This window comes from Bacteroides sp. OM08-11, from assembly GCF_003438665.1.
GTDB classification, from domain to species: domain Bacteria; phylum Bacteroidota; class Bacteroidia; order Bacteroidales; family Bacteroidaceae; genus Bacteroides; species Bacteroides cutis.
Genome location: NZ_QSTJ01000001.1, coordinates 946,622 through 959,478, shown reverse-complemented (window position 1 = coordinate 959,478; position 12,857 = coordinate 946,622). Strand labels below are relative to the sequence as shown.

Below are 12,857 nucleotides of genomic sequence, written 5' to 3'. Positions count from 1 at the left end.
TTTTTCCAAATAGTAAGATTAATAACTGTATGTAGCACGAACATCCACATGAATAGCATCCTCGCTAAGATGAGAATTGAATACAAGGTCTTCCTGCGGGAATGGAATGGTGAAACTGGATGCGGTAACATTGGGTCTGGCAGTCTCGTTGTCGTAAATACATTCATCCTCATTTACCGACCAAGAACTATTTTTCGCATAAGTTTCATAAGTTTTATCAAGATTCCACCAAGCATTGCGTTTCTGCATCTTGATTTCATCGATAGCTGCTTTGGTATCATAGTACGACAAGCGGACAAAATCATACCAACGATCTCCTTCACAGGCCAATTCCAATCTGCGTTCTTTCCATACATCGGCAAATGTAACCGATGTATTCTCTTTTGCCCAATAAGAAGGAACAGAGCGTCCACGTACCTGACCATACACCTTGAGCGCTTTAGTATCAGTTGTAGTACCTCCGTCAAGCAACACTTTCGCTTCTACAAATACAAGATAAACATCTGCCAAACGAAGAATGGGAGTACAAAGCGAACTTGCCATATTCATGGCAGATACACCGGTAGCAGCCAAATGGTCAGCAGCATTACCATAAAGATGTTTCACTTCATTGGCTCCCGTAGGAGATTGCAACTTGCCCGGCCCCCCTTTCCCATAGGGATCTTTACCGGTATATCCATCCGGGTTTACGTTATATATAAATTTCAGATAGTCGAAACCACCTTTATCTTGCCAAAAATATTCATAAACATCACCTGCCATCATCATAGTAGCTTTACGACGGGCATCCCCATCGCTACGTGAAGCCGGATTTTCGGTAGGTTTCACTCCAAAAGCTTCCTGAAGATCTATAGAAGGACCTCCATATCCTCCCCAACAATCACCAAACTCATCAAATCCCACCATGGCAAGGTCGCTCTGCAAAGAATTCTGACGCGTCCAGTTTTCTCCATCGGCAGTCCAACGCCATGCAATCATATTCTCATCACATGTGTTATTCTTCAAACGAAAAATATCCGCATAGTTCTCCATCAACCCACGACCTGAGTTATCTATCACATCTTTTGCATAATCCGCAGCTTTCTGGAGGTCATCATTATTGAGCTTACCACTTACACCGGCTTTTGTGAGATATACTTTCGCAAGAAGTCCTTTAGCACAATACTTATCCAAACGTCCTTTTGAACATTGTTTGGGTAGTAGTTCAATGGCCTTCTCCAGTGTCATGATGATATATTCATAGACATCAGCTTTCTGAACTTTATACTGTTCGTTGTAAGAACCCTCTTCTATAACCGAATTTAGGTCGTGAATAATAGGCACATCTCCGAAAGTACGGACAAGGTAGAAATAAGCCATAGCTTTCCAAAGGAGACATTCACCCATAGTCTGATTTTTGACACTCTCACTCGGACCGACAGAAGCTTGGATATTATTATAAACGGAAGAAGCATGTCCGTTTACCGCCCACAGCGAATAAGACATATTACGAAGGTCTTCATCGGTAGAGTTCACTGTAAATGTAAGATAAGGAGACGATCCCCAATAGTAGTTTCCCGATAATACCTCGCCAACTTTAAAAAAACCGCGCTGGAAATCATACCAAGGAGAGTTATAAAGATAGTTTACCCCCGATATACATTGGTCATCGGTTTCATAGTAGGTTTTCACAGTAGGGCTATCTTCTGTGGGACGATCCAGAAAATCTTCACACGATACAGTGCTTGCACCCACCAGGAGAGCAGCCATTAAATATTTTATATTTCTTAATTTCATGATAGTCTAATATTTGGCGTTAGAATGAAACATTTAATCCAAAAGAATAAGTCGTAGGGGAAGGGTAACGTCCGTTATCCATACCAAATACATATCCATTCATATCCGACGTACTTGCGCCGATTTCAGGATCATAGCCATCGTAACCTGTGATAGTAAGCAAATTCTGTATGTTGGCCGAAACACGAAGATTCGACAGTCCGATTTTGCTGATCCACTTCTTGGGGAATGTATAACCTAAAGAGATATTTTTCAAGCGGATATAAGATCCATCTTCAATGTACCGGCTACTGATACGGTCATTGTCATTAGGATCATTGATGGCAGCACGCGGAATGGATGTTCCGGCGTTGATAACCTTGATATTTGAGATATCATTATACCAATACGTTCCTGCCGCATAATTTTTCGAGCCATCTATCATGCTAAGTTGCGCACGACTGCCAATGGTATTGAGTTGGTTAGACCATGCGGTTTTCATAGCCGTCAAACTAATGGAGGTATAGTTCATAACCTTATTGCCATAGCTTCCGTTGATAAAGATGGATGCATCGAAATTCTTATAATGGAAAGTATTAGTCCATCCAAAAGTGAATTTAGGCAGAGGTGAACCGATATTCGTTTTATCAGCTTCTGTTATTTTACCGTCACCATTGACATCTTTAAATTTAAGGTCACCTACCCAAACAGTATTCTGTTTGTTGTATTTGGAAGGATCGGTACAAATGGTTCCATCTGCATTCAGCGGAGCCTTATCACTGATAGGTGAATTGATAATATCATTGAAATCTTTATAAACACCTTCTACCACATATCCGTAAAAGTTATAAAGGCTCTCGCCCACCGTTGACATTGAAACAACATCCGACCACTGTCCATAACCTACGATTGCAGCACTTGCCGTTCCCTGAAGCCCCACAAGTTTATTGCGGTTTACAGAGAATTGAATATCACTATCCCAATCAAAATTCTTGGTTACAACGGGGCGCACATTAAGAGTTATTTCGAAACCATAGTTACGCAGCTTACCATAATTTCCTTTAGGAGCAGTAAGGGCAGAAGAAGCATTTCCCTGAGTACCCATGTATGAAGGTAACTGCATAGTCATCAACATGTCTTTTGACTCTTTACGATACCAGTCTACCGTCAAGTTAATGCGGTCTTGCAGGAAACCGAGGTCAAGTCCGATATTCCATTGTTCTTGACTTTCCCATTTCACTGATTCGTTGGCTATATTGGCAGGACGATAACTCAAGCCAAGTCCGGTCGGCATACGACTCATAGTAGTAAGCCAGGTTGAGCCACCGATATTAGCATTACCGGTTTGTCCCCAACCGATACGGATCTTGCCATTGCTTATCCATGCCACGTTCTTCATGAACTTCTCATTGGTGAAACGCCAGCTACCCGCTAAAGAATGAAATCCCGCCCAACGGTTGTTAGGCCCAAAATTGGAACTACCATCATAACGGTAAGTATATGTAGCATAATAACGGTCATCATAGTTATAAGTTTCACGAGTGAAGAAAGAAGCCATCGCACTACTACCAAATCCAGCATTGATAGATGGCGTACCCTGTCCAAGCGCCGGGTTGTGAATGGTATTGGAAGGTAAATTCGTATTTGTCACACTATTGAAATCGTATGAAGATTCCCAGCATTCCTGACCTACCATGGCAGTGAAGTGATGCTTACCGACCTCTCCATTATAAGTTACATAGTTTTTTAATTGCCAGAATTTACTTGAGTTCTTTTGGATAGAACTCGTGTTACTGTCACGCGTCCAACCGCCAAGATCTACCGTAGGTAAGAAACGCGAACCTTTTGAAGCGGAAATATCATAACCCAGTTCGGCATGCCATGTCAAATTCTTTATAGGTGTGATGTCGGCAAAGACATTACCGGTCAATTTCTGACGCTTCAAGTTAATTTCATTAAGCATAGCCATCGCTACGGGATTTGGAGAAGTCCACCCCTCCCGTACTTCCGAAGCATAATTACCATAAACATCATAAATAGGTATATCAGGCAATGTTGTGAGTGAATAGTTTATGATACCTTCACTTGAATCAGCCAGTTTCAAATCTTCGTCCGTGCTGCTATATGTAGCAGAAAGACCGAGTTTCAACCATTTCTTTAACTGTGCATCAAGATTAGTACGTACACTGAAACGTTCAAACTGGGAACCGATGATAGTACCTTCCTGATTCATATAGCTACCGGATACATAATATTTCACTTTCTCCGTACCACCTTCTGCCGAGACTTGATGTTGATGCTGTAAAGCGGTCTGGAATACAGCGTCCTGCCAGTTGGTTCCCTTACCAAGAATACTGGGATCACTATAATGGACGTCCGCATTCTGAGAACTGATATGACCGTCTGTTACAAAGTCTTGATAATATCCCGCATATTCACGAAGGTTCATCAAGTCCAGACGTTTCTCCTGACGATTTACCGCAATCATTCCGTCGTACGTAAATTTGGCTTCACCCGCTTTACCCCGTTTGGTAGTAATGAGAACCACACCATTAGCACCTTGAGCACCATAAATAGCGGTAGCAGAAGCATCCTTAAGGATTTCCATACTTACAATATCCGAAGGATTTATGGTTGATAATGGAGAGATAGTAGATACGGAACCATTATCCAGTGCATCACCCAAACCAAAACTGGAACCGGATGTTCCTTGTCCTTGTACAATCACACCGTCAATCACATACAGTGGTTCGGCATTTGCATTGATAGTGGCTTGCCCGCGTACACGAATAGAGGAAGAAGAACCCGGAGCACCGGAAGTCTGTACTGCCGTCACACCAGCTGCACGACCTTGCAATGACTGGTCAAGATTGGTTATAATAGAACCTTTGATTTTATCTTCACCCATAGAAACCGACGCACCGGAAAGGTCACTCTTTTTCATCGTACCATATCCCACAACCACTACTTCATCCAACATTTCACTGTCTTCTTTCAATGTAACCTTCAAGTTGGTCTGATTAGTGATTTTAATTTCCTGAGTCACATAACCGATAAAAGAGACAACGAGTGTAGCACCCGGTTCCACATTCAAAGTAAAATTACCGTTTATATCAGTAATCATACCGTTTGTCGTACCTTTCTCCAACACATTGGCACCTATTATCGGTCCCATTGCATCGCTAACAGTACCTGTAATTTTCTTTGTTTGCTGTACTACCTCCATTGCATCGACTGATGCGGCAAAAGCATGAGGTGTATAGCCCAAACTACAAAACGAGCATACTCCCAAAAGCAATGCTGTTTTTCTGAAATTTAAATTCATACTTGTATTTTTCTTAGATTAATGATATGGCATTCAAGCATTTCCGGCAAGTAATGCCCTTTAAAAGTATAAGGCTAACTTTTTTAAAATAGAGTAGACCTTGAATAAAACGATAGATACATCATTGTTTCTTTTCCCATAGGCTGAATTCCTTCATTTTATTAGATGGTTAATATATAAATTTACTATTCTTCTATTTCCCGAATGCAAATTTAAACCTTACAAGAGAATAAAACAGACACCATTTTATCCGAAAATGATACTCATTTAACAAGCCACGTTTATTATTACAAAACTGTGACAATAAACATGGCTCATATAAACAACAACTATTATATAGAACTCTAACTTAACCTTTTCAACTCGTTACGAACAATACGTCCCCACTCTTTCAAATCTTCATCTTTCCAATTACCTCCTGAAGAAGCCGATGGAAGAAGCATGGAACAGGTTTCGTCTTTATCGGAAACAGACCATGCCGCCCAACTGATAGCATGTTTCTGCATCCAGTCGAGCCAATTTTGCCATTCCTCAGGATTGACGGATCCGTCACCGCTGGCTTCCATTCCGGCACATTCGGACACAAAAACAGGAAGCCCCTTACTTAAAGCATAGTTTGCACGGTCGCGTAACCATTGTCCATGAGTATTGGCATAAAAATGAAGGGTATACATTATATTATCATATCCGCTAATAGGATTGTCTGCTGCCAGATGGATGTCCTGATCCCAATGCGGACAACCCACAAGAATAACGGCATCCGGTTCTATGGCACGTATCGCTTTGATTACTTCAGTAGAATAACTCTTTAATTGTTCCCAACTATCTTCTACCGGTTCGTTGTAGATTTCGTAAATCACATTGGGAACGCCCTTATAACGAGTAGCCATCTGAGTAAAAAACTCAATCGCTTCTTTTTGGCGAAGATTGTGACTATGCCAGTCAATAATGGCATAAACATCGTTCTTTATGGCCGCATCCACCACTTTGGTGACACACTCAATACCGAATTCAGGCTGATACACATAGCAGGCACTATCCAAATCTACTCCCATAGAAGCCCGGAGAACTTGCGCTCCCCAATCTTTGGCAAAATAAGCCACTGTAGAATCATTATAAAAACGAGGCCAGAATTGATGCCAGCCATAACTGACACCGCGCAGCACAACCGTATCACCATTCTCATTCATCAGTTGCGTACCGACAACGGACAGGCGGGGGAATTGTTTCACTGTCTCTTCCGAAGCGGTCTTCTTAGAAGAGTTTGCACCACATCCAAACATTGCAGCCAAAAGGCAGACTGCCCCAAAAATGTTGATAATGCTTCTCATTTTATTTCTGTTTTTTATTTTCCGTTCAAGTTTCCCATTAAATCTTTTATTCTTTATTTCAGTTTTTCGTTTTCGCTTTTGATAATTCCAACGGTACTATCCGTAGCAAAAACAGAATTCAAACCTTGTTCCTCCTGTGCAGGGTCACCTGTATAATCATCTCCCTTTTCCCAATAGATATGTCCAGGAGCCTGCTCCGCAAAACCTCCCCATGCCCAGAAATTACATCCGGCAAACAGTCCGCCGTTTTCACGTTCCTGACGAATAAGGTCGAATACATAACTATAATATTCATCACGAGCCGTTGTCGATGTTTCTTTTGAGAACAGGAAACCGTCACGCGGAAAGCCGAATTCTTCCAGAACCAACGGTTTTTTATACTTGCCGGCAATAGCCAGATGCTCGTCAATATATTCTTTGGTATTTATCTTTGCCTGTGGCAAAAGTTCCTGCAAGCTGTCGGCTTTCACCCAACTCCAGTTATAGGGCCAGATGTGAATATTCAGATAATCGATATTCGGGTCTGAATGAATTTTCTCATAAAGAGTGATATCCCCCTCACATCCCCACGCTCCCTCACTCCCCGATGAAACCAGATGATTTGGATCGAGTGACTTGATTTGTGCCGCTACATCGGTCATCCAGCGTGCAAAAGCCTCTTTGTTCTCATCAGAAAAAGCGCGAGGTTCGTTACCAATCTGCCAAGACATGAGAGTGGGATCGTCTACATACTTTATCTTGTTATACCTATTAGTTCTTGTTACGATATCCTTGACATAATTGGCAAACAATACCTTCGCGCTATCCGATTGATGAAACTGCTTCACATAATTATTATAGGCAGGCCAACCATCTACAGCGGGTATCACCGCTTTACCATGTCCCGACCATTGCAAATACATAGAATATCCGCCACTCCACTCCCATGAATTATTCAAGTAAAGGACGGCAGTCATATCACGTCTACGCAGTTCATTCATAAAATAATCCAATCCGTCTAAGATGGTATCATTATAAACGCCGGGAGCCGTCTGCAAAGAGGGTTCCACGCGGGTTTTCACCCCATTTTCACCATCTGCTCCCACCAACACACGCAGATTGTCCACTCCAATGCTTTTTAAGAAATCCAATTCCTTGTGCAGGCGTTTACGATTACCGCCTTCACCTTCTGATCCGAGGATGGCACCGTACCAAAAGTTAGCGCCCACATAATAATATGGTTTTCCGTAACGCATGAATTGGCCGTCGGGACTGACCGTTATAAATGATGTCCCGACAGGTTCGGGTGTACAGGCCCCCAAAAGAAGGGACACAAAAGCTACTAAAAAGAAATATATCTTCATCGTTCTACTCCCAATTGCTTACGTAACCATTCCAACCACTCGTCCCATTGTTCCTGATACCAATAATGACCGGTTTCCAGATACGGATGCAGTTCCTTGGGAGCTGTAATCGCATTATAGGCCGCATACATGGAAGTAGGAGGGCAAACCTCGTCATTATATCCCCAACTGAACCAACCAGGAACTTTCAGTTGACGGGCAAAATTTGCCGTATCATAGTAACGTATTGTCTTGAGCTCATTTTCACCGGGAGTACCATAATAATAAAAATAATGAGGCCAACCGCAGGCACGCTTCTTGAAATATGCTTCGTGGTCGCACAAAGCAGGATGAACGGCAGCCAAGAAAGTGACACGCGCGTCAAAGGCAGCGGTTATCACGGAAAGGGCTCCTCCCTGACTGGAACCTGTTACACCTAATGCCTTACCGTTATATTGCGGTAACGAGCAAATAAAATCCACAGCACGCAACACACCTACTACCACCCGGTTGTAATAACTTCTATCCCGATTATCACGCCCGAATGTCCAATAATTGGCCAAAGCTCCGTTCGCCAGATTATCATAAACGCCCTGTTCCATCGTTACGGGAATGCCATGAATACCGACTTCCAATGTGATAATCTTTCCCGGAGCAGTATAGGTATCGCCTGTATAGGGGCGTACACCCGCACCCGGCACGCGCAATAGAGCCGGATATTTTCCTTCTTTTTTAGGAATACTGAGAATACCATAAAAACGGCCGCCCCACGGTTTAGTCTGGAAACTGACTTGATAAACATTGTCTGTCTCCGTACAACGTTCGGGTAATAAAGTCATCAACGGATTTAAAGGAGTTTCTCGTGCAGACTTCAACGTGTTTGCCCAATAATCGCTGAAATCGGCAGGCAATTCTGTTATCGGTTGTAATTGTTCCGGAGCGTATGCGGCTGTTGCCAGCCCTTCGTATGTCCGGTCTCCTACATGTGCCGTGACTTTACAGCGGAAAAAACCGGGAATTTTCATTGTGCCCCGCAACTTCAGCTCTCCGTTTTTGAGCCATACAGACTTCTTGGTTTCCACAGGATACATTTCCGGACCGAGCTCATAATCAATCTTCACATCCGACAACAAATTCTGCGCTTTCAACACTCGTACGGTAAACGTACATTTTTCATTCAGGCGATACATCCAATCCGTATGATCGGGCGAAACCAATACACGGATTTCGTTACCGCGCACTTGTGCTATTGAGGTCCATGCACACAACAGACAGAAAAAGGAAAAAAAGAAAACTCTTTTCATCATATTAGATTTAATTTTAATCAGACAAATGAGAACTTATCATTTCCCAACTCTGCAAAGATAGCCACTCATTCTAAAAGCAAATGATACTATCTTATCATATCACAATCTTCTTCTTTCTATAATTCTCTCTGAACTCTTTCGGCGAGCATCCTTTTTTCCTCTTGAACATCCTGTTGAAGTTGGAAAGGTTATTAAAACCGCAATCATAACAAATTTCCGCAATGGTACGCGTAGAGTCTACCAACAACCGGGTAGCAAATCCCAAACGGATATCAATGATATAATCCGAGAGCGTTTTTCCGGTTCGCAGACGGAAGAAGCGGCTGAAAGAAACCGGAGTCATCCCGACCATATCGGCTAAAACGCTCAGGCGGATATCCTCCTGATAATGATCAGCTATATATTTCTGTACTTTCTGTACACGCCGGCTGTCGGAGAAAGTCTCTATTTTCGCAAATGAAGAGCTTGACAGCACGCGGGCATCGTCATAAAGAGACAATTCATAAAGTATCCGCAGAAAGTTCATCACAGCATAAAAGCCTTGTTCTTCAGAAGCAAGATGATCCAGCCAGTTATAAACCTTCATAATGGCCTGCATCGGAAAACACAGTCCACACTGTGCTCGCTCCAACATCCGGCGAATGCTATCGAATTGATTTTTATTAATAAAATCCTTAAAAAAAAGATCGGGAGAAAACTGAATTGTTATTTCTCGGATTTCCCTGGCTTTACATTCATGTTGTTCCCAAACATGTTCCAGTTCTTTACCGGTAATCAATACCAGATCATAGTCTCCTATCACTTCGGCGGAATCACCTACCACGCGCCGTACCCCGGCAGCATGCTCCGTAAAATTCAACTCATACTCCGCATGGCAATGAATGGGATAAGTGAACTCGTTTTTACGTCTGTCGGCTATATAAAAACAGTCCCGATCTGACAAAGGGGTTATTTCCCTCATAATGTAGTTTTGGTTTTCCATGGCGATTGGTTAAAAAAGTATCATGCAACAAAGATACTCATTCTTTTTCTTCCGGATATGGTACTATTTGTTTCTTTTAAGGGGATAAATTGTTCAATCACCCTACTTTTCTTCTCTAAAAAGGTAGTATCCCCTTACCATAAAATGCTAAGAAAAAAGTTACGAGTTATACTACCAATAAAAAAGAAAGGTTACATTGTTTTCTTTTCAATGTTTCAACACTAAAAAAGCATCATTGATATTTTCCGAACTTACAGTCATCGTAACTTCTCCCTCTTCACCGGTACTTTGCAACAGTATTTGGGCCAGTCCATTGAAAGTTTTCACCTGATAAGTCCGTGCATTTACATCCGACGGCCGCTCGGTAGACTGATAAGCAGGACTTCCGTTGCCAACTCCTAAAATACGAACCGGACCGGTAACAGTGAACTCCAACTCGTTACAAGCTGTCGGTACAAAACGCCCTTTCTTATCCTGAAGCTCTACACAAACCACAACTACATCTTTCTTTATATCACTCCGAAAGACAGAATGATCAGGAGTCAGAACAATACGGGCAGGTTCACCTGTGGTTTCTATTTCTTGAGTCATCACCTTTTTACCATTTTTATAGCCTATAGCTTTTACCATACCCGGCTCATAAACAGCAGTCCAAGATAAATGTCCGTTTTTAGGCATTGACTTACGGCCTATTTTTTTACCGTTTACAATCAGCTCCACTTCATCACAGTTACTATATGCCCAGATATCAACCTTTTCCCCTTCATGACCTTGGAGATTCCAATGAGGAAATATATGCAAAACCGGTTCTTCCCTCCACCAGGATTTCAAGTAAAAAGCCTCATCCTTTGGGAAACCGCAGTAGTCTAAAATACCGAACTGGGAACCCGTGGCGGGAAATTTCATCGGATTGGGTTCACCCCGATAATCAAATCCTGTCCAATAGAAAAGCCCACCTAACCAAGGGCGTTCATCGTAGAACTTCCAACCTCGCTCTATACAATTCAGAAGACTGTCACGACCATTCGGTTTACGGTTATGGGCAACCATAAGTCCTTTATCCGTCTCATCGAAGTAAATGCCGCGTGTACCGCAACCGGAAGTTTCCTCCGAGCCAATGGCGCAACGTTCGGGATATTCACTACGATATTTATCTACGGGATTTTGAAGAATATAGTTGTAACCTGCCACATCGGCCGGAGCCAAAACGGTGGGACCACCACTGGAAGCCACAGTCATCAGTCGCGTGGGATCGATACGATGGCAATACTCACGCATGGTAGCCACAATACGGTTACCCGTTTCCTCCCATTCGATGCCCCATTCTTCATTACCCACACTCCAAAGAATGACGCATGGATGATTACGGTCGCGAACTATCATACGTTCCAACAGATCGATGTGTTCCTTATTTACTCCGGTCAGACGGTTTTCCTCAATCACTAAAATGCCCAGACTGTCACAAGCATCCAACATTTCAGGAGTCATCGGGTTATGAGAGGAACGATAGGCATTACAACCAATAGCTTTCAACTGTTTCAACCGATAGATTTGCAGGGCATCGGGGATACCGGTACCTACACCGGGATGATCCTGATGCATATTTACTCCTTTCAGTTTCAGAGGCCGGCCATTCAATAAAAAGCCACGATTTGCATCAAAACCGATTTGACGGATGCCAAACGGAGTGTGATAGCAATCCACAAGGTTGTCACCTGAATAGACTTCGGTTTTCATGGTATATAAATAAGGTGTATTGGGAGTCCATAAGTGATAGTCTTCATTAATGTCTCCGCTCTCCACATTCGAAGCCGCAAGGTATAAGGAAACAGTTGTCCGATGTCTTTCTTTAGCAAGAAGTTCTTTCCCTTTCACTTCCTTCTGTCCGAGTTCCTTTCCTTCGGCAGTGAGTAGAGTGTGGCGCAAAGAATAAGTAGCGGACTGCAAACCGGAGTTGACCACTGTCGTTTCCACGTTGATGAAAGCTTCTTTAGGGATATAAGTAGAATTAGTATACACAAAAGTACCGAAAGGCGCCACATGTAGCGAAGCCGTTTTATTCAGCCAAACATGACGATAGATACCGGCACCTTCATAGAACCACCCTTCTTCAAGGGTAGCATCTGTACGGACGGTTATTAAATTCTCACTGCCATAGTTCAGATATTCGGTAATATCGTATGTTTGAACTGCATAACCGCTCGGTTCATGTCCCAGATAAAAGCCATTTACCCAAATGCGGGCATCACGAAAAATACCGTCGAACTGGAGATAAAGATGTTTGCCTTTGTCTTCCTGCGGGACAATGAAGGTTTTCCGGTACCAACCGACACTGGTTTCCGGATATTTGTAACCGACAGTCTTATAACCGTGGCTATGACTTGCCAATGAATCGTATGGTAAATCGACTACCCAATCATGGGGAAGATCCACATTCTTCCATTCCACATTCCACTTGGCGGCATCGAATTTCGGAGAATAAGGACCTTCATTATGAATGGAAGCTGCTTTTGTCAGATAATTAAAATATTCTGTTCCACAACCCAAATCCTTTGCCGGATCGGAAGCATTACCGAAGGCGAATTGCCAATTCTCATCCAGAAGTATCCGTTCGCGGACAGATTGAGCGGAAAGAGAAAGGGTAAGAAGCAAAAGGGTAATAATAGAATAAATTGTTTTCATTGACATTAAACTTATAGATGGGAATTTAGCGGTGTAGCGTTGTGATATTATTTTAGGCGCGGATTTCGCGGATTACACGATTTTTTTCTCTTATGTAATCATAGCCTATTAATCCGCGAAATCCGCGCCTAAAATGTTATCATCCGAACGGAA

The 12,857-nt window shown here is 42.6% G+C and carries 7 protein-coding genes; all 7 read right to left on the bottom strand.

Going from position 1 to position 12,857, the window contains the following annotated elements:
• Nucleotides 1-18 precede the first annotated feature (18 nt).
• The gene (locus DXC10_RS03700) at nucleotides 19-1,776 is read right to left on the bottom strand and encodes a RagB/SusD family nutrient uptake outer membrane protein (RefSeq protein ID WP_101542363.1); all 1,758 of its coding nucleotides are present in this window, start codon (nucleotides 1,774-1,776) and stop codon (nucleotides 19-21) included.
• A 19-nt stretch (nucleotides 1,777-1,795) separates the two neighbouring features.
• On the bottom strand, nucleotides 1,796-5,080 hold the full coding sequence (locus DXC10_RS03695; protein WP_117737338.1) for a TonB-dependent receptor: 3,285 nt from the start codon (nucleotides 5,078-5,080) through the stop codon (nucleotides 1,796-1,798).
• A gap of 344 nt (nucleotides 5,081-5,424) precedes the next feature.
• The gene (locus DXC10_RS03690) at nucleotides 5,425-6,411 is read right to left on the bottom strand and encodes a glycoside hydrolase family 5 protein (RefSeq protein ID WP_117737337.1); all 987 of its coding nucleotides are present in this window, start codon (nucleotides 6,409-6,411) and stop codon (nucleotides 5,425-5,427) included.
• Between the two features lie 53 nt (nucleotides 6,412-6,464).
• A complete protein-coding gene (locus DXC10_RS03685; RefSeq protein ID WP_117737336.1) occupies nucleotides 6,465-7,754 on the bottom strand; it encodes a beta-mannosidase in 1,290 nt (429 codons plus the stop codon).
• Nucleotides 7,751-9,037 (bottom strand): acetylxylan esterase, encoded by a 1,287-nt coding sequence (locus tag DXC10_RS03680; RefSeq protein WP_101542458.1) that lies wholly within the window; start codon nucleotides 9,035-9,037, stop codon nucleotides 7,751-7,753. The genes DXC10_RS03685 and DXC10_RS03680 overlap by 4 nt, the downstream gene beginning before the upstream one ends.
• Nucleotides 9,038-9,134: 97 nt before the next feature.
• On the bottom strand, nucleotides 9,135-10,022 hold the full coding sequence (locus DXC10_RS03675; RefSeq protein WP_101542359.1) for an AraC family transcriptional regulator: 888 nt from the start codon (nucleotides 10,020-10,022) through the stop codon (nucleotides 9,135-9,137).
• Between the two features lie 207 nt (nucleotides 10,023-10,229).
• Complete coding sequence (gene galA / locus DXC10_RS03670; RefSeq protein WP_117737335.1) at nucleotides 10,230-12,704, bottom strand: beta-galactosidase GalA; 2,475 nt, start codon at nucleotides 12,702-12,704, stop codon at nucleotides 10,230-10,232.
• Between the last annotated feature and the right edge of the window lie 153 nt (nucleotides 12,705-12,857).